This window comes from Pseudomonas fluorescens (assembly GCF_000967965.1).
Classification (GTDB): Bacteria; Pseudomonadota; Gammaproteobacteria; order Pseudomonadales; family Pseudomonadaceae; genus Aquipseudomonas; species Aquipseudomonas grandcourensis.
Map to the genome: position 1 here is coordinate 135,401 of NZ_LACC01000013.1, position 21,667 is coordinate 157,067.

General features: G+C 62.0%; 19 protein-coding genes. 8 read left to right on the forward strand and 11 right to left on the reverse strand.

What is annotated here, in order from left to right; translation table 11 throughout:
* Positions 1-85 precede the first annotated feature (85 nt).
* The 6 genes from VC35_RS11865 to VC35_RS11890 all read right to left on the reverse strand — a co-directional run bounded on the left by VC35_RS11865 (position 86) and on the right by VC35_RS11890 (position 6,209).
* Positions 86-790, reverse strand: coding sequence for a hypothetical protein (locus tag VC35_RS11865; protein WP_046040208.1), 705 nt, complete (start codon positions 788-790; stop codon positions 86-88).
* A gap of 236 nt (positions 791-1,026) precedes the next feature.
* Complete coding sequence (locus VC35_RS11870) at positions 1,027-1,854, reverse strand: ABC transporter permease (RefSeq protein ID WP_046040210.1); 828 nt, start codon at positions 1,852-1,854, stop codon at positions 1,027-1,029.
* Positions 1,855-1,861: 7 nt separating this feature from the next.
* Positions 1,862-2,734 carry an ABC transporter permease gene (locus VC35_RS11875; RefSeq protein ID WP_046040211.1) on the reverse strand — a complete coding sequence of 291 codons (873 nt, stop codon included), beginning with the start codon at positions 2,732-2,734 and terminating at the stop codon, positions 1,862-1,864.
* A gap of 10 nt (positions 2,735-2,744) precedes the next feature.
* Positions 2,745-3,857, reverse strand: a complete 1,113-nt coding sequence (locus VC35_RS11880; protein ID WP_046040213.1) for an ABC transporter substrate-binding protein — start codon at positions 3,855-3,857, stop codon at positions 2,745-2,747.
* A gap of 89 nt (positions 3,858-3,946) precedes the next feature.
* Positions 3,947-5,038 carry an ABC transporter ATP-binding protein gene (locus VC35_RS11885; protein WP_080925300.1) on the reverse strand — a complete coding sequence of 364 codons (1,092 nt, stop codon included), beginning with the start codon at positions 5,036-5,038 and terminating at the stop codon, positions 3,947-3,949.
* A 265-nt stretch (positions 5,039-5,303) separates the two neighbouring features.
* Entirely contained in the window at positions 5,304-6,209 is a 906-nt protein-coding gene (locus VC35_RS11890; protein WP_046040217.1) for a LysR substrate-binding domain-containing protein, read from the reverse strand.
* Between the two features lie 402 nt (positions 6,210-6,611).
* Between VC35_RS11890 and VC35_RS11895 the strand changes: the two genes are divergently transcribed.
* From VC35_RS11895 to VC35_RS11905, 3 genes are read left to right on the forward strand one after another with little or no spacing between them, the layout of a single operon-like run.
* Positions 6,612-8,360 carry an amidohydrolase gene (locus VC35_RS11895; RefSeq protein WP_046040219.1) on the forward strand — a complete coding sequence of 583 codons (1,749 nt, stop codon included), beginning with the start codon at positions 6,612-6,614 and terminating at the stop codon, positions 8,358-8,360.
* Positions 8,357-9,301, forward strand: coding sequence for a CobW family GTP-binding protein (locus VC35_RS11900; protein ID WP_046040221.1), 945 nt, complete (start codon positions 8,357-8,359; stop codon positions 9,299-9,301). Before VC35_RS11895 ends, VC35_RS11900 begins: the two co-directional genes overlap by 4 nt.
* A complete protein-coding gene (locus VC35_RS11905; RefSeq protein WP_046040222.1) occupies positions 9,298-10,053 on the forward strand; it encodes a class II aldolase/adducin family protein in 756 nt (251 codons plus the stop codon). Before VC35_RS11900 ends, VC35_RS11905 begins: the two co-directional genes overlap by 4 nt.
* A gap of 153 nt (positions 10,054-10,206) precedes the next feature.
* Here the strand turns inward: VC35_RS11905 and VC35_RS11910 are convergent, their stop codons facing one another.
* Complete coding sequence (locus VC35_RS11910; protein ID WP_046040224.1) at positions 10,207-11,727, reverse strand: sensor histidine kinase; 1,521 nt, start codon at positions 11,725-11,727, stop codon at positions 10,207-10,209.
* The gene (locus tag VC35_RS11915; RefSeq protein ID WP_046040226.1) at positions 11,724-12,443 is read right to left on the reverse strand and encodes a response regulator transcription factor; all 720 of its coding nucleotides are present in this window, start codon (positions 12,441-12,443) and stop codon (positions 11,724-11,726) included. The genes VC35_RS11910 and VC35_RS11915 overlap by 4 nt, the downstream gene beginning before the upstream one ends.
* A gap of 151 nt (positions 12,444-12,594) precedes the next feature.
* Here VC35_RS11915 and msrB point away from each other — a divergent pair, with 151 nt between their 5' ends.
* Genes msrB through msrA form a run of 3 tightly spaced genes read left to right on the forward strand, consistent with a single transcriptional unit; the run spans position 12,595 to position 15,651 of the window.
* Positions 12,595-13,113 (forward strand): peptide-methionine (R)-S-oxide reductase MsrB, encoded by a 519-nt coding sequence (gene msrB, locus VC35_RS11920; protein ID WP_046040228.1) that lies wholly within the window; start codon positions 12,595-12,597, stop codon positions 13,111-13,113.
* A gap of 33 nt (positions 13,114-13,146) precedes the next feature.
* Positions 13,147-14,913 carry a cytochrome c biogenesis protein DipZ gene (locus VC35_RS11925; protein WP_046040229.1) on the forward strand — a complete coding sequence of 589 codons (1,767 nt, stop codon included), beginning with the start codon at positions 13,147-13,149 and terminating at the stop codon, positions 14,911-14,913.
* A 30-nt stretch (positions 14,914-14,943) separates the two neighbouring features.
* Positions 14,944-15,651, forward strand: a complete 708-nt coding sequence (gene msrA / locus VC35_RS11930) for a peptide-methionine (S)-S-oxide reductase MsrA (RefSeq protein ID WP_046040230.1) — start codon at positions 14,944-14,946, stop codon at positions 15,649-15,651.
* A 9-nt stretch (positions 15,652-15,660) separates the two neighbouring features.
* Here the strand turns inward: msrA and VC35_RS11935 are convergent, their stop codons facing one another.
* Positions 15,661-16,578 carry a LysR family transcriptional regulator gene (locus tag VC35_RS11935; protein WP_046040231.1) on the reverse strand — a complete coding sequence of 306 codons (918 nt, stop codon included), beginning with the start codon at positions 16,576-16,578 and terminating at the stop codon, positions 15,661-15,663.
* 102 nt (positions 16,579-16,680) lie between these two features.
* On the opposite strand from VC35_RS11935, the gene VC35_RS11940 reads away from it, so the two are divergent.
* On the forward strand, positions 16,681-17,856 hold the full coding sequence (locus VC35_RS11940; protein WP_046040232.1) for an aspartate aminotransferase family protein: 1,176 nt from the start codon (positions 16,681-16,683) through the stop codon (positions 17,854-17,856).
* 127 nt (positions 17,857-17,983) lie between these two features.
* On the opposite strand, the gene VC35_RS11945 is transcribed toward VC35_RS11940, so the two are convergent.
* On the reverse strand, positions 17,984-18,484 hold the full coding sequence (locus VC35_RS11945; protein WP_046040287.1) for a P-loop NTPase family protein: 501 nt from the start codon (positions 18,482-18,484) through the stop codon (positions 17,984-17,986).
* A 132-nt stretch (positions 18,485-18,616) separates the two neighbouring features.
* Between VC35_RS11945 and VC35_RS28365 the strand changes: the two genes are divergently transcribed.
* Complete coding sequence (locus VC35_RS28365; RefSeq protein ID WP_185754769.1) at positions 18,617-19,669, forward strand: hypothetical protein; 1,053 nt, start codon at positions 18,617-18,619, stop codon at positions 19,667-19,669.
* 2 nt (positions 19,670-19,671) lie between these two features.
* On the opposite strand, the gene VC35_RS11955 is transcribed toward VC35_RS28365, so the two are convergent.
* Positions 19,672-21,594 carry an alkaline phosphatase D family protein gene (locus tag VC35_RS11955; protein ID WP_046040233.1) on the reverse strand — a complete coding sequence of 641 codons (1,923 nt, stop codon included), beginning with the start codon at positions 21,592-21,594 and terminating at the stop codon, positions 19,672-19,674.
* Between the last annotated feature and the right edge of the window lie 73 nt (positions 21,595-21,667).

Below are 21,667 nucleotides of genomic sequence, written 5' to 3' on the forward strand. Positions count from 1 at the left end.
GATTTTTGGGGCCGCTACGCAGCCCAGCGCGAGCAAGCTCGCTCGCCACAGGCAGCCCACTCACCACGGATCAGGGTGGGTCGCCTTATTGCGCGGCGATGTTGTACCCGTCGAACGCAGTCTGCTGCTGCAAGGCGGTGATGATGTTCTTGCGGTTGACCGCTTGCTCGGCGCCGCTGTTGTCCAGGAATGTCTCGCTTTCCAGTTCCGCCTCTTCGCCTTCGCCAACGAAGGTGAAACCGAGGAATTCCAGGGCTTCACGGTCGACATTCAGGCGCGAGCGCGGAGTGCGCAACGGCAAGGTGACGCTCATGCCGTCCTTGGTGATGGTGAACACTTCGACTTCTTTCTTGGCCTTGGCGGCTTTGCTCTTGCCGCCGCTCGGGTTGCTGATGGCCAGGTGGGTCTGGTTCAGCACCTTCAGGGCCAGGCCGTAGACGATTTCCTGGAACGCCGGGTCGTCCTTGAAGCTGGACAGGATGCGGCTGATCGGGAATTTGCTGCTCAGGTCTTCGAGGGCGGCGATGTCCGCGGCCTCGGCGTCCTTGAGCTGCTTGAGCTGGCCCATCAGCTCGTAGGCTTTGTCATCGTCGAAGCTGTCGTGGGCCTGGCGGATCGCGGCACGCAGTTCGCGGATCTGGTCGCTTTCGCGGGTGGACTGGAAGGCGTCCAGCACCATCTCGCTGATGTTTTTTGCCTGAGGCACGTGTTGTGAAAGATTGATGGAGTTTTCGTATTCCGCTTTGGACGACAAGGTGACTAGGGTTTCAGCGGTATTGGAATCGGACATTGAAATTTCACTACTTCTATAACTTGAATAGGGGCGAGAAAGCCCGGGGGCTTTTTCAGGTCGCCTAATCTATTGGACCGGGGCGGCGTTGTCACGGATCAACGGGCGGCTGGTCATTTATTTGCTCCCTGTAGGAGCGAGCCTGCTCGCGATGGACGTTAACGATAACGCATTCATTCTGTATGAACGCGTTGCCCTTGAGACCATCGCGAGCAGGCTCGCTCCTACAGGGTGTGTCAGGAATGCTGCAGCTTTTGCGCCCGTTTATCCGCCAGATGCTGAACCACCAGCCTGCCGATCAGCACCAGCAAGGTCAGGCTGATCAGCAACACCGAAATCGCCGCGACGCTCGGGTCGACGTTATCGCGCAAGCCGCTCCAGATGCGTTTGGGCAAGGTGTCGACATTGACGCTGGTGATGAACAGCGTCACCGCGACCTCTTCCCAGGACAGGGCGAAACCCAGCAGGGCGGTGGAGGCCAGGCCCAGTTTCAGGTTTGGCAAAATCACCATGAACGTGGTCTGCATCAGGCTGGCGCCGAGGTTGCGCGAGGCCAGTTCGATGCGCCGGTCGATCTGGCTGAGGGCAACCAGCATGGTCACCACGCCGTACGGCACCACCATGATCACGTGGGCAATCACCACGCCGGTCAGGGTGTCGTAGCCCATGCCCGGTGCGAAGCGGCCGAGCTTGGTCTCCATGAAGTACAGCACCAGTGCCGAAATCACCGGCGGAATTGCCATCGGCAATAGCACCAGGCCCATCAGCGCCGTGGCCCATTTGGAGCGCATGTACCAGATGCCGAGGCTGAAACTGGCCGCCAGCAACGTGGCGATAATGCTGGTGGCGAAGGCGATGGTCAGGCTCTGGCTGATGGCGTGGAACCAGTCAGGGTTGCTCACCAGCGCCTCGTAGTGGCGCAGCGACCAGTTGCCTTCGGGCATCGACAGGAAGCGTTTGCTGGTGAACGACACCGGAATGACCGTCAGCAGCGGGAACAGCATGAAGGCCATGGCGACCACGGCCAGCAGCCGGGTACTCAGGCTTGTGCGATGGGTATTCATAGTGATCTCAGCCTACCAGTCGGTTCACGCGGGTCATTTTCAACAGCACCCAGATCAGCGCGCTGACCAGGGCCAGCAACACCACGCTGAGCGCAGCCCCCAGGCCCCAGTTGCTGGTCTGGAACATTTGCAGGAACACGTATTCGGCGATCATCACCGTTTGCCCGCCACCCAACAGCACCGGGGTGATGAAGAAGCCCAGGCAGAACACGAAGACCATGATGAACGCGCCAAGAATGCCCGGCAGGGTCTGCGGCAGCAGCACTTGCCAGAAGGTGCGCAAGGCACCGGCACCCAGGCCCCGTGACGCCATGAGCACACGCTGATCCAGTTGACGCATGGTCGACAGCAGCGGGAATACCGCGTACGGAATCATCACGTGGAGCATGCCGATGACCACGCCGATTTCATTGCGGCTCAATTGCAGCGGTTGATCGATCAACCCCATGCCCATCAGCCCATTGTTGAGCACGCCGTTGCTGCGCAGGGCGATCAACCAGCCGAAGGCCCGCACCAGTACGGAAATCCAGAACGGGATGAAGATGCAGATCTCCACCACGCGCTGCCAGAACGGCGGGCTGAACACCCAGCAGTAGGCCAGCAGATAACCGATCACCAACGCCAGGCAGCTGACGGTCAGGCACAGGCGCATGGTGCGCCAGAGCATTTCGTGGATCGCCGGGTCCGTGGCGATGCGCTGGTACTGCTCGATGCCCGGTGTCGGCAGCGAGAAGCTCCAGCCGACCACGCCGAGAAACGGCAGCACGTAGAAGACCAGCAGCAACACCGGCAGCGGAAACAGCAGCAGGCCGCGCTCCAGGCCCGGCGAGCTGAACCGGGGCTTGGGGTGGGTCAGGGTTGAGGCCAGGGTGGTAGTCATGGTCACAGGCTCACTTGGACAACCGCGTCAGGTACTCTTCCAGGGCTTTTGAGTAGTTGTCGGCGTACCACTGGGCGTTGAGGGCGATCTGCTTTTTCAGGTTTTCTTCGGAGGCGCAGTTGGCTTCCAGTTGCTTGGCCGACATCAGTTTTTGCGTGGCGCTGTTGGAAGGCCCGTTGCCCAGCAGTTCGAACAGCTTGAGCTGGCCTTCGGGTTGCAACGCTTGCTGAATGAACTGCATGGTCGGTTGCGTGCCGCCGGGGTTGCCGTTCAACACCGCCCAACTGCTGGAGTTGATGAAACCGTTGTCGAAGCTCCAGCGCACGCGGTTGTCGGTGTCTTCGCTGAGCAGCTTGGCGCGGGTGTGCCAGATCGCGCCGATCGACACTTCGCCTTCGACCATCAGTTGCTGGCTCTCGGCACCCGAGCTCCAGAACGACAGGACGTGAGGCTTGATCTCGTCGATCTTCTTCATCGCCCGTGGCACGTCCAGCGGGTACAGCTGATCAGGCGGAACGCCGTCGGCCAGCAGTGCGGCTTCGAGCATGCCGTTCATCCACTTGTACAGCGTGCGTTTGCCGGGGAATTTCTTCACGTCCCAGAAATCGGCCCAGGTCTTGGGTCCGTTTTCGCCGAACTTTTCGCTGTCCCAGGCCATGACGTAGCTGAACTGATAGCTGGCGATACCGAAATCGGAGGACAGCGCCGGGGCCACCTGATCGCGCTTGATGGTGTTGTAGTCCAGCGGTTGCAGGATCTTTTCCCGGCCCAGCACGAGGGCGCTGTAGCTCTCGACATCGACCACGTCCCAGCTCGGTTGCCCGCTGGCCAGTTGCGAGCGGATCGCGCCTTCGGTCGGGCCGGCGCCATCGATGCGCACCTGGATGCCGGTGTTTTTGGTGAAGGTGTCAGTCCACGCCGAACGGAACGCGTTCAGGGCATCGCCGCCCCAGTTGACCACCACCAGCGGCTTGTCCGCCGACCAGCTGATGCCGCTGCGCAGCGCCAATGGCACCGCGGCCAGCAGGCCCATGGCCTGGATAAAGGTGCGGCGGTTGATCTGACCGTCACGGGTCTTTTCGATAAGCACTTCGATGCAGTCTTGTTGGTGATCCTGGCGCATGGGCAAGTCCTCAAGCGGCGGGTGTGGCAGCGCACACCGACCTTTTTTGTTGTCGTTGGAAGAGAGCTTTGTGACGCAGTTTTTTGGGGTCAGGCCTGCAGCAGGAAGCTTTGCTGCACCGGCCAGCTCAGCCACACCGGCGCGCCGCTGGACATCAGCGCGCCCGGGTGATTGCCGGGCACGGACAGGTTGATCGGCAGCGTATCGCCGCCGACCTTGAGCGCCAGATGGGTACTGGAGCCCTGGTAGACCTTGTCGGTAAGTTGCGCGGGCATCACGTTGTAGCCCTCCGTGGTCGGGCACTCGCTGTGCAGTTCCATGTGCTCCGGGCGCACGGCCAGCACGATCGGTGCCGCGCTCAGTGCGTTCGGGGCCTGGGCGTGCAATACGTTGGTGCCGCAGCGGCCGCTGGCGGTCTGGCCGTTGCGGGTCAGGTTGTCCAGCGGGAACAGGTTCATCTTGCCCAGGAACTCGGCGACGAAACGGCTCTCGGGGCGGTTGTAGATGTTTTCCGGGGTGTCGACCTGGGTCAGCTTGCCGTGGTTGAAAATCGCGATGCGCGAGGACAGGGCCAGGGCTTCGTTCTGGTCGTGGGTGACGAACACGAAACTGGTGCCGACCTGACGGTGGATGCGTTGCAACTCGGTTTGCAGTTGTTCGCGCAGGTTCTTGTCCAGCGCCGACAGCGGCTCGTCGAGCAACAGCAGTTCGGGTTCGAACACCAGCGCCCGGGCAATCGCCACACGCTGCTGCTGGCCGCCGGACATCTCGGCGGGCTTCTTGTGCATGTGCGCACCGAGGCCGACCACTTCAAGAATGTGCTTGACCCGGCGATTGCGTTCTTCGGCCGGGACTTTACGGATGCGCAGCGGATAGGCCACGTTGTCGGCCACGCTCATGTGCGGGAACAGCGCATAACCCTGGAACACCATGCCGTAGTTCCGCTTCTCGGCGGAGCGCCGGATAATGTCGACGCCTTGCTCCATCAGCTTGCCCGAAGTCGGGCTGAGGAAGCCGGCCAGTATCATCAGCAAGGTGGTCTTGCCCGAGCCGGACGGACCCAGCAGGGTCAGAAACTCGCCTTGGCGAACGTCGAGGTCGACGTTATCCAGCGCCGCGAAACGGCCGTAATACTGGCTGATACCTTGAGCGCTGAGCTGGATCGCTGAACGGCTGGACACAATGAGGTTCCTCTTTTTATTGCCCATAGACGTGCGAGGACGGATGTGAATCCGAAATGGGCTTTGGGTTCATTATTGTTAAAAGTATCGCTACATCAATGGAATTATTTTGCCCGTATTGGTTAGTTTAATTACCCAATTAACACAGCCTCTGTAGGAGCGAGCTTGCTCGCGATGGTCGATAACGATGATGCGAAAAACCTGACACACAAAGGTGCTCTCTGGTTTTTCGCGAGCAAGCTCGCTCCTACAGGGGGATGTGTTGTTACAGGGTGTCCTGCCAGGTCTGGCGGGACGATTGCAGCTGTGTCTTGACCCAGTTGCTGAAGGCCTGGACCACCGCGCGGTCAGCTTTCTGCGGGTCGGTGGCCAGGTAATAACCACGGTGCAGATCGATGCCGATGTCGAACGGCCGCACCAGCAAACCCTTGGACAAGGCATCGCCGCTGATCAGGTTGTCGCCGATGGCGATGCCCTGGCCGGCAATGCAGGCGGACTGTGCGCAGTGGGCATCGGAGAACAGGATGCCGCTCAACGCATTGACCCCCGAAGCGCCGGCGGCGGTCAGCCAGATGCGCCAGTCCGAGTAGTCGGTCATGTGCAGCAAGGGGTAAGTGCTGAGCTCCTGCGGGTTTTTCAGTCCGCCCAGGGCGTTGATCAGGCGAGGGCTGCATACCGGGAAGAAGCGCAGAGCCACAATCTCTTCAACATTCATTTCCGGCCAGTCGCCAATCCCATAGGCGATGAACAGGTCGACGTTGGGGTTGTTGGTGTCGTCCGGTGTGCGTGGGGAAATCAGCTGCAACTGCACTTGCGGGTACTGCCGCAAAAATGCACCGATGTGGTGGCACAGCCAATAGGTGGCGAACCCCGGCGCACAACTGACGCACAGCCGGCCGGAGATTTCCTGATCGTCGATCAACTGCCCGGCATCGAGCAGGTTCAGCAGAATCCCGTGCACCTCCCGCGCATAGCGCTCGCCTTGGTACGTCAGGCCAATGCCACGGCCAATCCGTTCGGTCAGGGCGAAGCCGACGCATTCCTCCAGCTTGCTGATCTGGTGGCTGATGGCGCTGCGGGTCAGGTTCAGTTCACGGGCCGCGACCGACACGCTGCCTGTGCGGGCAACCGCATCCAGCGCACGAAGGGCTGTCATCGAAGGAAATCGCATAAATCATCCCGTTCAAAGGTTAAAGGAACACGAAAGCACGACGCTGCCCCTGTGGCGAGGGAGCTTGCTCCCGTTGGGTCGCGTAGCGGCCCCAATTACATCGGTTGTCGAGCTTTGCGCCTGCTGCGCAGTCGAGCGGGAGCAAGCTCCCTCGCCTCAAGGTCAGTGTTTGTTCTCATATATGGTGACTTAAATCGAACAGTCAGGCCAAAAAAAATCGATTGTTGTATCGGTTGATTCAACAATACTAGCGCTAATTGTCATCGAAATGCTCCGGCCCACAATCAAAAGGTGCTGCCTGCGACATTGCCGGTTGACTAGAACAACAACAGTTATTTCAGGTTCCCGACCCGCCTGGCGCCCGGTGGACCTTTCAATCTCCTGAACTCAAAGGTGGCTTACATGGCTGAGTCCGATAACTTTTCCTCTACCCATTCCGTGCAGGGGACCTACGCCGACCTGATCCTCGCCAACGGGCGTATCTACACCCAGGACCCCGCTAATCCATGGGCCGAGGCCGTGGCCATCCGCGACGGCAAGTTGATCGGTGTCGCCAGACTCGGCCAGATCGAGATGTTCAAGGGCCCGAACACCCGCGTGCATGACCTGCAAGGCGCGTTCTGCATGCCCGGCCTGCACGATATGCACACGCATCCCGACCTCGCGTTGGCGCCGCGCTACAGCGACGACCTTGACGTCGGCATCGAAGACCCGACCCCGGAACAACTGCGCGAAAGCATCCTCGCTTATGCCGACAGCCATCCCGGCGACGGCTGGATCTACGGTCAGTACTGGGTGCGCTACACCTTCCGCGAAGCCGGTTTGACCCCGGGCCGCGCCTGGCTCGACAGCGTGATGCCGGACCGCCCGGTAGCGCTGCTCGACCGCATGTGGGGCACCATGATGGTCAACTCCAAAGCACTGGAACTGGCCGGGATCGATGGCAACACCTCCGACCCGCGCAACGGCTATTTCGAGCGTGATGAACTGACCGGCGAACCCACCGGCCTGATGATCGACGGCGCCTACGCGATGATTCACGCCGCGATGCCACCGACCCCGGTCAGCGTGCTGCGCCGCGCCTATCGCGATGGCGTGCACTTCCAGAGCTCGCGCGGCGTTACTGCGAGCAAGTATGTGCACGTCTGCGAACAGCGCTTGCAGGCCCTCAAGGAACTGGACGACAGCGGCGAACTGACGGTGCGCATCGAAGCGGCGATCAGTTGGCAGGACGACATTTTCCCGGTGCGTCGTCGCTGGGAACTGCTGGCCGGTGAGCGTCACTACTACCGCAGCGCGCGCCTGAGCGCCAACGCGGTGAAGTTCCACTTCGACGGTACCGTTGAGCCGAAGTCTTCGTACCTGCTGACCCCATGGCCGCAGGAAAAAAGCTGGCGCGGCAAGCTCAACCTGACCCCGGAACACATCACCGACATGGTGGTGGACATGGACCGCAAGGGCATCCGCGTGATTGCCCACTGCACCGGCGACGGCGCGTCGGACGTGTTCCTCGATGCCGTGGCCGAGGCCCGTCGTCGCAACGGTTTCAGCGGCGTACGCCACCAGTGCGCCCACAGCACCTTGCTGCATCCGGGCAACCTGCCGCGCTTCAAGGAGCTCAACGTCATCGCCGAATTCTCCCCGGCTGCCTGGTACCCGACACCGTTCGCCAGCGGTGCGCGTTCCGGCTATGGTCAGGAACGTCTCAAGCGCATCTACGATTTCAAAGGCGTGCTCGCCGCCGGTGGCACCGCGGTGATGGGCACCGACTGGCCGGTGGCGTCCATCGACCCGTGGCTGGCGCTGGAAACCATGATCACCCGGCAGAACCCGTGGAACGATGACCCGGCCTGCTTCGGCGACCCGATCAGCCTTGAACAGGCGCTGACCGTGATCACCAGCAACGGCGCCGTTGCCATGGGCCTGGAACACAGCACCGGCAGCCTGCAAGTGGGCAAGGCGGCGGACCTGATCGTCATCGACCGCGACCTGTTCGCCAAGCCTGCGCGCAACTACATCCACAAGACCCAGGTGCTGCTGACCTTTGTTGAAGGGCAACTGGTCTACGACCGCCATTCGACGCTCGAAGCAGTCGGCCTCAAGGCCGTGTGGCAGGGCGAGCCACCGGTGCTGGAGGGCAAGGCAGAATGACGTCCCCACGCATCGCCGTGACCGTCGTCTCGGGGTTTCTCGGCGCCGGCAAAACCACGCTACTCAACCGCATGGTGCGCCGTGCCGAAGGCAGTCGACTGGCGGTGATCGTCAACGATTTCGGCGAGCTGAACATCGATGCAGCCATCGTTTCCGAAGTCACCGACGCGGTGTACAGCCTGCAGAACGGCTGCATCTGCTGCACCGTACAGGAAGACCTGCTGGCGCAACTGGGCAGCCTGGCGCAATTGGAGCCACGGCTGGAGCGCATCGTCATCGAGTGCAGCGGCGTGTCCGACCCGCAGCGCATCGTGCAGACCCTGGCTTATCCACAGCTGCGCAGCCAGATGCAACTGGACATGGTCATCACCGTGGTCGACGCCACCCGTCATCTGCAACTCGACGGCGAATACGCGCGGCTGGCCAGGGCGCAGGTGGCGGCTGCCGATTTGCTGTTGTTGAACAAGACCGATCTAGTCGACGAGACGCAATTGCGGGCGTTGCGCGAAGCTCTGGGACTGCGGACACGAATCCACGAAAGCGTGCAGGCGCAGTTGCCGGATGCGCTGTGGCTCGACACCGATCTGGACCTTGAGCCGCGCACAGTGAAACCGCTGACACGGGTGTCCGATGGCGATCACGGCGAGATGTTCAGCAGTTGGCTGTGGCAGAGCGACGTGGCGCTTGATGCCGAGGGATTGCGTGGCTGGTTGCAGGCGCTGCCCGGCGATGTGTTCCGGGTCAAGGGGCTGGTGAAGCTGGCGCAGGGCAACAAGGCGCATTGGCTGCAACACGTCGGCACCCGCAGTCAGTTTCTGCCGGCCACGGATGAAGCCCAAGCAAAGACCACACGCCTGGTGTTTATCGCCCGCCGTGGTTTCGACGGCTGGGAAGCGTTGGGGCAGGGGCTTGAGGCCTGCACCGTGAAGGTGAGCGCATGACTGCGACCGAACAACGTTTGCGTGAAGAACTCGCTGCCTGCTATCGGCTGGTGGCGCACTTTCGCATGACCGATCTGATCTTCACTCACATTTCGGTGCGCATCCCGGGGCCGGAGCATCACTTTCTGATCAACCCTTACGGGCTGATGTTCGATGAGATCACTGCGTCCAACCTGGTGAAGATCAACCTCGATGGTCACGCCGTGGAGCCTTCGGCGTACCCGGTCAACCCGGCCGGTTTCGTGATCCACAGCGCCATCCACGGCGCCCGTGAAGATGCGCAATGCGTGCTGCACACCCACACCAAATCCGGTTGTGCGGTGGCGGCGTTGAAGTGCGGGTTGTTGCCAGTGAACCAGATTTCCATGGAGTTCTATGGTCGGGTCGCTTACCACGACTACGAAGGTGTCGCGCTGGACCTGAGCGAGCAAAAAAGGTTGGTGGCGGACCTGGGCGACAAGTCGGTACTGATGCTGCGCAACCATGGTTTGCTGACGGTGGGCGAGACCGTGAGCCAGGCATTCCTGCGCATGTACTACCTGGAAAAAGCCTGTGAAATCCAGTTGGCCGCCCAAGCCGCCGGTGAAGTTGTTCTGCCGTCGCACGAGGTCTGCGCGCATACCGAACGGCAGTTCAATGATCTGGGGCGGCCGTTGGAGGAGGGGGAGCTGAGTGATCCGGATGCCATGCAACTGGCCTGGGCGGCGTTGTTGAGGATGCTGGATCGGGTGGCGCCGGGTTACCGCGACTGATCTGAGTCCTGTGTTGTTTCGGCTGGCCCCTTCGCGGGCAAGTCGGATCGCCGCACCGCCGCTCCCACAGGGTCAGTGGGTGGATGAAAAATCCGCGAACAACCGAGAACCTGTGGGAGCGTGGCTTGCCCGCGATGCAGGCGCCTCGGACTGTCAGGCCTGTCGCGGTGTATTCAAGTTCATCGACCGCACCGCCAACGCAGACGCTGTCTCTTCATCAATCGGCAACGAAAAACGAAAGGTCGCACCCCGCCCCGGCACATCGATCAACTGAATCTCGCGCCCATGCAATTGCAGGATGCGATGCACGATCCGCAGCCCCAACCCGCCATCACGCCGTGCGCCGCCGATATTGAACGGACGCAGGAACAACCCTTCGCGCAGTTCCGGGGCGATGCCGGGGCCGGTATCGCTGACCGTGACTTCGATGAATGAACCTTGCGGGCGCAGGCCTAGCTCGACTTCGCCACCGACCGGGGTATGGCGCAGGGCGTTGTCGAACAGGTTGGTCAGCACCCGCTCGATCAACCCGAGGTCCGCGCAGGCCGCCGAGGCATTCGGCGCAAAGGTGGCCTTGAGTTCGACTTTGCGCGCCTCGGCGGTGAGTTCGAATTTCTGGAAGATGTCCTGGGCCAGGTCGGTCAGGGAAAAGCGTTCCAGCACCGGTTGCACAAAACCATGTTCCAGCCGCACCAGTTCCAGCAGCGACTGCGCCAGACCGCCGACCTTGCGGCTCTGGTCCAGGGCGATGCCGAGGTAGCGACGGCGGTCGGCAGGGGACAGCGTGGCGTCCTTGAGCGACAGGGTTTCCAGATAACCGTGCAACGAGGCCAGCGGCGTGCGCAAGTCGTGGGAGATGTTCGCCACCAGTTCGCGGCGTTCCTGATCCTGGCGGGTCAATGAGCGCCATTGTTCGCCCAGGCGTGCCTGCATCTGCCGGAACGCCGCATCGAGCACAGCGATTTCATCGTGGCTGGCGGCTTTTTCCACCGCGACGGGCAGGGCTGGTGTGACCGGGACGCCATCGATGTCGAACTGGCTGACGGTTTCGGTCAGGCGACGCAACGGCCGGGTAATCAAGGCAAACGCCGTGAGACCGGCGATCAGGCACAGCAGCGCCACCAGGCCGATGGACAACAGCGCTGTGTTGAGCGCCGCGCTGGTCGCACCGCGTTCGGCCAGGCGGTCGTGATCCTCGCCGAGCAACACCACGTAGAGATATCCGGCCGGCTTGCCGTCGACCTTCAGCGGTGCCGCGCTGAACACCTTGCGTGTATCGACGCTGCGCGGGTCGTCGCCGAGAATCGGCAGGGCATCGCCCCGCAACAGGCGCTGGATCGGTGCCAGGTCGATCCGCTCACGACGGATCCGGCCCTCGGGCGCGGCGCTGCCGACAATCTTGCCTGCGGAATCGAGCAGGTACACCTCGACGCTCGGATTAACCTGCATCAGTTTGCTGAACAGGTCACGCACGGCATTGGGCATCAGGCCCTGGGTGTCCATCAGCACCGTGTCGCTGGCGATGTGCTGCGCCAGGTCCCGGGACAAGCCTTGCACCACTTCCTGCTCATGCATCTGGTTGGAGCGCACTTGCAACCACGCCGAGGTGCCGCAGCACACCAGCAGCAGCACGGCGAACACCAGGGACAGGCGTTGCGTCAGGGTCAGCCTCATGGCTGCGGCTCCTCGCCTGTGGCGAATTTGTAGCCTCGCCCCCAGACCGTGAGGATGCGCACCGGTTGCGCCGGGTCGGCCTCGATCTTGGCGCGCAGGCGGTTGATGTGGGTGTTGACCGTGTGCTCGTAGCCTTCGTGGCTGTAGCCCCACACGGCATTGAGCAGGTCCATGCGCGAAAACACCTTGCCGGGCTGGCGGGCGAAGAAGTACAGCAAGTCGAATTCCCGTGGCGTGAGGTCCAGGCGTCGTCCGTCGAGGGCCACTTCGCGGGTGATCGGGTCGATGGCCAGGCCGTCAAGGAGCAGGCTGCCGGCGTCCATCTTCAGGTTGCGCGCCATGGCATCGACCCGGCGCAGCAACGCTTTGACCCGGGCCACCAGCTCAAGCATGGAAAAGGGCTTGGCCAGATAGTCGTCGGCACCCAGTTCCAGGCCGAGAATCCGGTGCACTTCGCTGGAGCGCGCGCTGGTGATGATGATCGGCGTGTAGCGGGCCATGGCCCGGGCGCGGCGGCAGATTTCCAGGCCGTCGACACCGGGCAGCATCAGGTCGAGGACCAGTGCGTCCCAGTTGCCCTGTTGCAGCAGGCGCATGCCCTCATCGCCATCGGCGCTGTGCACCACCTCGAACTGCTCATCGCGAAGATGCAGGCAGATCAGGTCGGCGATGTGCTGGTCATCCTCGACCACGAGGACGCGTTTGGTCTGTTCCATACAGCTCAATCCTTCGGCGCAATGGGCGCATTGTGCGGGTTTTTCGGCGCCCGAGTTATCACGAATTGTTTAACTTCCCGTGAGGATTTGGCGATCACCCAAAGCCTAGGCTGTGTTCCATGAAACACCCCTGGATTTTTTGGAGACGAGCATGTTTTCACGACGGCAATTTCTTCTAGTGAGCGGCGGACTGGGGGTGGCAACCCTGGCGATCGGCCTGTTGCCGAAGTTTTCCACAGGCAGCGCATTAATCAGCGAGGCCAGCGCAGCGGAGGCATTCGAAGTGACCCACAGTGACAAAGAATGGCACGCCATCCTCAGCGATGAGCAGTACGACATCCTGCGCGAAGAGGGCACCGAACGGGCCTACAGCAGCCCGCTGAACAACGAGCACCGCGATGGCACCTTCGCCTGCGCCGGTTGCGACCTGCCGCTGTTTTCCTCGGCGACCAAATTCGACAGCCGCACCGGTTGGCCGAGTTTCTGGGCACCCCTGGACAAGGCCGTGGCCACCCGCCAGGACCGTGCGTTCGGCATGGTCCGCGAAGAGGTTCATTGCCGGCGCTGCGGCGGGCATCTGGGGCATGTCTTCGACGACGGCCCGAAACCCACCGGCCTGCGTTACTGCATGAACGGCCTGGCGATGAAATTCGTGCCCAAGACGGTGTGATTCCCTACCACTCACTTTTTGCAGGTAATCGCCATGTGGCTGCTGGTCCTCGCTTATCTCGGTGGTGTGCTGACGATTGTCAGCCCGTGCATTCTGCCGGTGTTGCCGTTTGTCTTCGCCCGCACCGGGCAACCCTTCGTCAAAAGCGGATTGCCGCTGCTGGTGGGCATGGCGCTGACGTTCGCGTTGGTCGCCACATTGGCGGCGGTGGGCGGTGGCTGGGTGGTGCAACTCAATCAGTACGGGCGCTGGCTGGCGCTGGTGTTCGTGGCGTTGTTCGGACTGACGTTGTTGCTGCCGCAATTGGCCGAGCGCCTGACCCGGCCGCTGGTGGCGGCGGGCAGTCGTTTGTCGGAAGCGGCGGGTGCCGATGCGCGGCCACGTCCTGGTGCTTCGTTCCTCATTGGCGTGGCCACCGGCCTGTTGTGGGCGCCCTGCGCCGGGCCGATCCTCGGTTTGCTGCTGACCGGTGCGGCGCTGCAAGGCGCCAGCATTCAAACCACCTTTTTGCTGCTGGCGTATGCCGCCGGCGCTGCCACGTCCCTCGCGCTGGCCTTGTTGTTGGGCGGTAAAGTCTTTGCGGCGATGAAGCGTTCGATTGGTGCCGGCGAATGGGTACGTCGCGGTCTCGGTGCGGCGATGCTGGCCGGAGTGGCGGCGATTGCCTTGGGGCTGGATACCGGCGTTCTGGCTCGGTTTTCCACGGCGTCGACCGGCGGAATCGAGCAAACGTTGGTGGAGAAACTGAGCGGCAAGTCGCCGCGTAACAGTGCGGCGCCGAATTCGATCGCCGAGGGTGCGGTGCAAGTGGCTGACAAAACCCCGAGTACCTTGCCGGTCGAAGGCAACCTGCCGCCGCTGGACGGCGCCGTGCAGTGGCTCAACTCGCCACCCCTCGATGCCCAGGCCTTGAAAGGCAAGGTCGTGCTGGTGGATTTCTGGACCTACTCCTGCATCAACTGCCTGCGTTCGCTGCCCTATGTGAAGGCCTGGGCCGAGAAGTATCGCGATCAGGGCCTGGTGGTGATCGGCGTGCATGCGCCGGAGTTTGCCTTCGAGCGCGACGTCAGCAACGTCACCAAGGCCATGAAAGACTTGGGCATCACCTACCCGGTGGCCATCGATAACGAGTTCAAGATCTGGCGCGCCTTCAACAACGAGTACTGGCCGGCGCATTACTTTGCCGACGCCCAGGGGCGCATTCGTTATCACCACTTCGGCGAAGGTGCGTACGCCGAATCGGAGCGAGTCATCCAGCAATTGCTGCGCGAGGCCGGTGCGGCCAAGGTCGCCGACGGGCTGATCAGTGCCCAGACCGACGGCGTGCAAATGGCCCCGGACAACGACGCCGTGCAGTCGCCGGAAACCTATGTCGGTTACCAGCGCGCGGAACATTTCGTACCGGAAACCGCGCTGGTGCCGGACAAGGTCGCGGCCTACAACCCGCCGGCGCAACTGGCCCTCAACGACTGGAGCCTGGGCGGCCAGTGGCATGTCGGCCCGGAGCGGGCCACCGCCAGTGCACCGGCCAGTCGCATCGTCTATCGCTTCCACGCCCGTGATTTGCATTTGGTGCTCGGCCCTGGCGCCGATGGCAAACCGGTGCGCTTCAAGGTGCTGATCGACGGCAAGGCCCCCGGCGATGCCCACGGCATGGACGTGGCACCCGATGGCAGCGGCACCGTGACCGACCAGCGTTTGTATCAACTGGTGCGCCAGAGCGACGGCGTGACGGACCGGACTTTCAGTATCGAGTTTCTTGATCCGGGTGCGTCGGCTTACGCCTTCACCTTCGGCTGATTACTTTCCAACGCTTCAGGAGTTCGCCCCATGAAAACACTCTTTACCTGGCGCCGTACCCTGCTGGGGCTGGCAGCTGCCGGCATCATCAGCCAATGCTCGGCCTTCTCCTTCGGTGGCGCCGAAGAGGCGGTAGTCCTCCCACCGCCGGCCCTTGACGAAACCACCCAGGCCCACAGCGAAACCGCGGTGTTCGCCGGCGGCTGCTTCTGGGGCGTCCAAGGGGTGTTCCAGCATGTCAAAGGCGTGAAGAACGCCGTCTCCGGCTACGCGGGCGGGGCGGCCAATACCGCGCAATACGAGCGCGTCAGCAACGGCAATACCGGCCATGCGGAATCGGTCGAAGTCACTTTCGATCCAGCCCAGGTCAGCTACGGCACCTTGCTGCAGATCTACTTTTCGGTGGCACACAACCCGACCGAACTCAACCGTCAGGGGCCGGACAGCGGCACCCAGTATCGCTCGGCGGTCTTTATCAAAAGTGCCGAGCAGCAGCGGGTCGCACAGGCCTACATCACCCAGCTCGACGCCGCCCATGCCTTCGACAAGCCGATCGTGACCAAGCTGGAAACCTTCAACGGTTTCTACCCGGCGGAGGAGGAACATCAGGATTTCCTGACCGAGCATCCGACCTATCCGTACATCGTGATCAATGACTTGCCGAAAGTGGCGCAGTTGAAGCAGCTGTACCCCAATCGTTATCAGGAACAGCCGGTGTTGGTGAAGGCGGGGATGTAAATGCATGGCCTATTCGGCCGACGGGTGCTTGCCCCACCTCTGGACAGCGAATTCGACGAAGCGCCGCAGCTTCGGCAAACGGTGGCGATCCTGGGCATAGACCAGGTGCATCGGCCGGCTGGGCGGGCAGTAGTCGGGCATCAGGGCGAGCAGCTTTCCGTCTTTGAGATCTTGTTCGACCAAGGCGTCGGGCATCATCACGATGCCCATGCCGGTGCGCGCCGCTTGATGCAACCCCGCCGAACTGTTGATCAACATTGGTCCGCTGACTCCGACGCTGACTTCGCCGTTGGGACCGGCCAGGCGCCATTCCTTTTGCACCGATTGCCAGTCATCCCCGGCCGGATAGGCAAAGGACAGGCAGTCGTGGTGTCGCAGGTCTTCAGGAGTCTGCGGTGTGCCGCGCCGGGCCAGGTACTCCGGTGACGCGCACATGGTCAGGGTGTAGTCGATCAGCGGGCGGGCGATCAGGTTGGAGGGCTCAAGCGCGCCGAGGCGAAACGCTACGTCCAGACCGTTTTCCAGCAGATCCGGGCGTCGGTTGGTCAGGACCACGTCGAGTTTCACCCGCGGGTTTTGCAGGCTGAACTCACTCAGTGCCGGCGCCAGGCGTTCGGTACCGAAGGTCAGGGGCGCGGTGATGCGCAAGATGCCGCTCGGTTCGTCCAGCGCCTGCTCGGCCAGCCGCTCGGAATCGGCCACCAACCCCAGCACTTCCAAACAGCGTTGGTAATACGCGGTGCCGAACTCGGTCAGCCGCTGGCGCCGCGTCGTGCGGTTGAGCAGGCGCACACCCAGCCGTTGCTCCAGGGCCTTGAGGTGGTTGCCGACCATGGTCGTGGACATATCACACTGCAAGGCGGCGGCGGTCATGCTGCCGGTCTCCACCACTTTCACGTAGACGGTCATTGCCTGGAACAGATCCATTATCAAGCTCGGCTTTTAAATGATTGAAGTTTTACGGTGTTTATCCAGCTCGGGTGGCTAACCATACTGCAAAAACACCGACCCTTGCTGGAGCTTGATGTCATGACCGCCGCCTGCCTGATGAGCACTTACCAACCCTTGGCCTTGAGTTTCAACAAGGGCCTGGGCACTCGCCTGTGGGATCAGGCTGGTCGCGAATACCTGGATGCGGTCGCCGGAGTGGCTGTGACCAATGTCGGCCACTCCCACCCGAAAATCGTCGCCGCCATCACTGAACAGGCCGGGTTGCTGCTGCACACCTCGAACCTCTACAGCATCGACTGGCAACAGCGGCTGGCGCAGAAACTGACACGGCTGGCGGGCATGGACCGGGCGTTCTTCAACAACTCCGGGGCCGAAGCCAACGAAACCGCACTGAAAATCGCCCGGCTGCATGGCTGGCACAAGGGCATCGAGCAGCCGCTGGTGGTGGTCATGGAGAACGCGTTCCATGGCCGCACCCTCGGCACCTTGTCGGCCAGCGATGGCCCGGCGGTACGCCTGGGTTTCAACAAGCTGCCGGGGGACTTCGTCAAAGTGCCGTTCGGCGACCTCGACGCGCTAGACAAGGTGCAACAGGTTCACGGTTCGCGGATCGTGGCGATCCTGATGGAGCCGATCCAGGGCGAAAGCGGCGTGCAACTGGCGCCACCGGGCTATCTCAAGGCCGTGCGCGAACTGTGCAACCGGCGCTCATGGTTGTTGATGCTCGATGAAATCCAGACCGGCATCGGCCGCACCGGCCAGTGGTTCGCGTTCCAGCACGAAGGCATCGTCCCGGACGTCATGACCCTGGCCAAGGGCCTGGGCAACGGCGTGCCGATTGGCGCGTGCCTGGCCCGTGGCAAGGCGGCCGAACTCTTCACGCCGGGCAGCCACGGCAGCACCTTCGGCGGTAATCCGTTGGCCTGCCGGGTCGGATGCACCGTGCTGGATATCGTTGAAGAACAAGGCCTGCTGGAAAACGCCCGGCTTCAGGGGGAACGCCTGCTCGATAGATTGCGCACAGAACTGGCGGGCAACCCGAACGTCTCGCAAATCCGCGGCCAGGGTCTGATGATCGGCATCGAACTCAAGCAACCGATCCGCGACCTGAGCCTGATCGCGGCCCGGGATCACGGCTTGTTGATCAACGTCACGCGAGGCAAGACCATTCGCCTGCTACCGCCGCTGACCATTGATGAGCGGGAGGTGGAGATGATTGTCAGAGGGGTGAGTGGGGTGGTGAAAGAGGCTTGAAATACGCTCCTTGGGCACCGCAATACCTGTGGGAGCGAGCTTGCTCGCGATGGCGATTACACAGTCAATATCGTCGTTGACAGACACTCCGCTATCGCGAGCAAGCTCGCTCCCACAGGTTTGCGTCTTAACTGATCGGTATCACTCCGACTTGCGAGGCGAAGTCGGTGATTTCTTTCCGATCCATCAGTTGAATCCTGGAATCGGCAAATTCTTCGAACAACCGCTGATGCGCAGCAAATCCACTTGAGTCATCACGCGTGCGATAGCTGCCCGCCCACTCCAGCAATGCCTCCAACCGTTCACCATCCTGTGTTTCCCGTTGGTGAATGTTGGCGACGCAATCCTCGTCATCGATATACAGCCAGATCAACGCTGTGGCGCGGTGGAGGATTTCGCTGGCGATCCAGCCGTAAACCCCTTCGATCACCCAGCGCTCCTCTTCGGCCGCGATCCGCGCCAGGCACAGTGCCTGTGAGCGGGGGCGGGCGAGGCTATGTTCGTCCGACAGCCAGTGAATCGAATCCAGATCGATCCATGGCGCCTGCAACTGTCTGGCCATTCGCTCGGCCAGCCAGCTCTTGCCAGAACCGGAGTTGCCGATGATCAAAGTCCGAGTCAGATCCACTTCATGTGCATTGAGAAATTTCATCTTCATTCGCTGGCGTCCCACCGAGAGAACCCACAGAATCGACCCTCACTCAAGGGGAAGGAGCTCCATCAGGTGTGGGTTCGAATTGCGTTATTCATGACGTTGGGCATGGTTTCAGGCGTAAATGCTGCAACGCAGACACCGGGCATTGCCGGGCATTACACGCTGCAGGCCAGGGAAATCGTTTCCAGGCTATTGCTCAAGCCTGACAACACCTTTGAAGCCATGATCGAGTATGCCGGTGCCGAAGGCTCCGCCAAAGGGCAGTGGAAGCTGGTCGACAACACCCTGACCTTGAGCAGTGACGCGGTCGAGCCGCCCGCTGAAAACCTGCTGTTCAATTTAAGTCGTACCCACAGTCTGGCAGACCTGCAGGACGCGCATCAGCCCGACGGCGGCGACAGGTTCAAGCAGGCGCAAAACAATTATGTGCTGAACCTGCGTTATGCCCGCTCCAGCCCCGTGCCGAGCATCGCACCGGTGATGGTGTCGTTCGAGTTCAACCAGGGGCCAGCCGCCCAATTGTTGTGGAATAACGCGGTGGGCCGGCAGCTTTACCTGCCATATTCCGACCAGCGAACCCTGACCCGGGTTGGCCTGCAAAGCAGTGCCGAGCAACCGCCGCAATGGTTTGCCGTCGCCCCCCAGACACGCACTCTTTCCTTGAGCTGGAAGGTTGATCGCACGACCGGGCAAATGACGTATGACAAGCCGGATGAGCTTGGCCTGAAGCAGTCGCAACAGTTCTTTCGCAACGCCCCCAAAGCGCTGGCGCAGATTGATCACAACTACATCTTGACCCTGCTCTACGGAGTAACTGCCGAACCGCCGGCGATCAAGCCTGTGGATATCTATTGGTCGTTCGATGACGGTTCACAAACGTCGCAACGCTGGACGGATTCTCGGCAACAGCAACTGCTCATGCCGGCACCCGCGGGCAAGACCCTGAAAAGACTCGGTGTGAAGTTGAGCAACGAACAGAGCCCGCAATGGTTCGAGGTCGCGGCAGACAGCCGGGCAATCGACCTGATGTGGGATGAACGCGTCAACCCCGCACAGATGCGCGACTTGTCCGGGGTCTTCAAAACCCTGGAGCTGGACGTCAAGGGTGATTGCCTGGCGGTGGACCTGGGCAATGGCATGGCGTGTTATCGCCAGTAGGTTCAGTCGCTGTGCTCGGGGGCAATCATCCGGGTCTTCGGTGCGCCGTTCGAGTTGTGCTGATAGATGGTCTGCGGCTGCCCCAGGTCATTGAAATACACCTGGCCGATCCCCGCCGAGTTCCATAGCCGCTCACCGGCTTCGGCGTGCTCGGGCACGTGGGGCACGATGCGCATGCGTCGCCGCTTGGTCAGCCAGTTCAGCGGTGAACGTGGCGAGTACAGCCAGCGGTTGAGGCGGTCGAACCACTCGAGCAGGGTGGCGGGGAATTCGTTCTTGATGCCGCTGCTGGTGATCTGCCAGATGCGCGGCCCGGCCTTGCGGTGGCGGATCAGCACTTCGTAGACGAAGGAATAGTGCACATCGCCCGACAGCACCACGTAGTTACCCGGTGTGCGCGAGTGCCGGAAAATGTTCAGGATCACCTGTGCCGCGCCGCGATGGGCCATCCAGTTTTCCGCGTCCACCAGCAGTGGATAACCGCACCAGCTGAATACCCGCTGCACGGTTTCAATCAGCTTGACGCCGAAGATCGGCGCCGGCGAAACGATGATCGCACTCGGGTGGTCCAGCAGTTCCTGTTGCAGCTCGCTCAGGGCTTCCCAGTCGAGCAAACCGGAAGGCTGCTTGAGGTTCATCTCGCTGCGCCAGCGTCGGGTGCGGGTGTCGATCACCACCACGGCCGGGGTGGTCGGCAGCACGTAATGCCAGTGCTGAAACTTCAGCAGATCACCGATCAAGTCATCCTGAGCCGTGCTGTCGAGGTGACGGTCGCGTGCGCTGTCGCTCAATGCGCCGGCCTTATCCAGCACAGCGGCGAAAGCATCCGGATTGTTGCCCCAGCCCTGGCACAACATGTACGCCAGCAGCGCGTTGCCGATGATGCGCCGGGAGAACGGATGGCCGTAGGCCGTTTCCTCCCACTGCGCGCTAAGGTTCCAGTCATCGGTGATGTCGTGGTCGTCGAAAATCATCAGCGTCGGCAGATGCGCCAGTGCCCGCGCGACGTTGCCAAGGCCTGCCTTGAAAGCATCGATGCGCGTCTGTTCAAGGGCGTAGCGCTTGAGCCTTTCCGGCGTCAGCGTCGGTGCCTGGGGCGCGATCAGGGTCCAGGGCACTGGCGACCAGACCAACAAGTACATGGCCATGACTTCGGCGAAGGTCACCAGGTGATTGTCGGCACTGCTGCTGGTGAAAATCGGCTTGCGCGCGCCACCGAAAAATCGCTCGCGCAGGGTTTCATTGCTTTGCAGTGCCGGCAGCAGATCCGCGCGGTGGTAGTAACTGGCCGGATGCTCGTAGAGCCTGGCGCTGTCACTGACCACGGCGCCTTCGAGGTGTTCTCCGAACAGGCCCAAGCGCTCGATCAAGGCGTGAATCGCCCGCAACATCGGCCCCGCGACATCGTCGGCGTAGACCTGATCGCCCGTCATCATCAGCAGTGCCGGGCGGTCCTTTGCCACGTGTTCCTGCGCCAGCAACTGGTCGACGCACAGCAAGCCGTCTGTCGCCGGGTGATGCGGCTTGCGGCAAGAGCCATGCAGCAACTGATCGACCCGTGCGCGCAGGACGAAGTTCGGGCAACGGGCAGCGCCATACAGCAGGTGCGGCGCCCAGTCGGCGATGCCTTGTTCTGTGCCATCGATCAGCAGGTCATAGTCGATCGACTCATCCCAGGGCAGGGCGCCATCGAGTTGCACATCGATCAAGTGCACAAAGGCATGAGCCCCCACTGCAATCACCGTGCATTGCCCGGCATCGAGACGGATATCGCCGACGCCCTGCACGCGCAAGGTCAGCGCCAGCGCCCGGGATCCCACCAGCCACAGCACCAGCCGCGTGGGCTCCAGACGCCGCAACAGCGGGCCGGCCAGGACCGGCGGCAGGGCTGGGTGATCGTCGGGCAGTGGCAGCGTGTCGGGCATCCGGGTTCAAGACTCTTGGGGCGTGGAAGCGGGCGATGATAGCGCAGGTGACGGCGGGACCGGCTAGACGATC

What these genes read in the sequence shown, in the direction of transcription:
- VC35_RS11955 (WP_046040233.1), bottom strand. Translation starts at nt 21,594, where the DNA reads ATGCCCGACACGCTGCCACTGCCCGACGATCACCCAGCCCTGCCGCCG.
- VC35_RS28365 (WP_185754769.1), top strand. Translation starts at nt 18,617, where the DNA reads ATGGTTTCAGGCGTAAATGCTGCAACGCAGACACCGGGCATTGCCGGG.
- VC35_RS11905 (WP_046040222.1), top strand. Translation starts at nt 9,298, where the DNA reads ATGACTGCGACCGAACAACGTTTGCGTGAAGAACTCGCTGCCTGCTAT.
- VC35_RS11870 (WP_046040210.1), bottom strand. Translation starts at nt 1,854, where the DNA reads ATGAATACCCATCGCACAAGCCTGAGTACCCGGCTGCTGGCCGTGGTC.
- VC35_RS11900 (WP_046040221.1), top strand. Translation starts at nt 8,357, where the DNA reads ATGACGTCCCCACGCATCGCCGTGACCGTCGTCTCGGGGTTTCTCGGC.
- VC35_RS11890 (WP_046040217.1), bottom strand. Translation starts at nt 6,209, where the DNA reads ATGCGATTTCCTTCGATGACAGCCCTTCGTGCGCTGGATGCGGTTGCC.
- VC35_RS11880 (WP_046040213.1), bottom strand. Translation starts at nt 3,857, where the DNA reads ATGCGCCAGGATCACCAACAAGACTGCATCGAAGTGCTTATCGAAAAG.
- VC35_RS11915 (WP_046040226.1), bottom strand. Translation starts at nt 12,443, where the DNA reads ATGGAACAGACCAAACGCGTCCTCGTGGTCGAGGATGACCAGCACATC.
- VC35_RS11940 (WP_046040232.1), top strand. Translation starts at nt 16,681, where the DNA reads ATGACCGCCGCCTGCCTGATGAGCACTTACCAACCCTTGGCCTTGAGT.
- msrA (WP_046040230.1), top strand. Translation starts at nt 14,944, where the DNA reads ATGAAAACACTCTTTACCTGGCGCCGTACCCTGCTGGGGCTGGCAGCT.
- VC35_RS11895 (WP_046040219.1), top strand. Translation starts at nt 6,612, where the DNA reads ATGGCTGAGTCCGATAACTTTTCCTCTACCCATTCCGTGCAGGGGACC.
- VC35_RS11865 (WP_046040208.1), bottom strand. Translation starts at nt 790, where the DNA reads ATGTCCGATTCCAATACCGCTGAAACCCTAGTCACCTTGTCGTCCAAA.
- VC35_RS11925 (WP_046040229.1), top strand. Translation starts at nt 13,147, where the DNA reads ATGTGGCTGCTGGTCCTCGCTTATCTCGGTGGTGTGCTGACGATTGTC.
- VC35_RS11875 (WP_046040211.1), bottom strand. Translation starts at nt 2,734, where the DNA reads ATGACTACCACCCTGGCCTCAACCCTGACCCACCCCAAGCCCCGGTTC.
- VC35_RS11935 (WP_046040231.1), bottom strand. Translation starts at nt 16,578, where the DNA reads ATGGATCTGTTCCAGGCAATGACCGTCTACGTGAAAGTGGTGGAGACC.
- VC35_RS11910 (WP_046040224.1), bottom strand. Translation starts at nt 11,727, where the DNA reads ATGAGGCTGACCCTGACGCAACGCCTGTCCCTGGTGTTCGCCGTGCTG.
- msrB (WP_046040228.1), top strand. Translation starts at nt 12,595, where the DNA reads ATGTTTTCACGACGGCAATTTCTTCTAGTGAGCGGCGGACTGGGGGTG.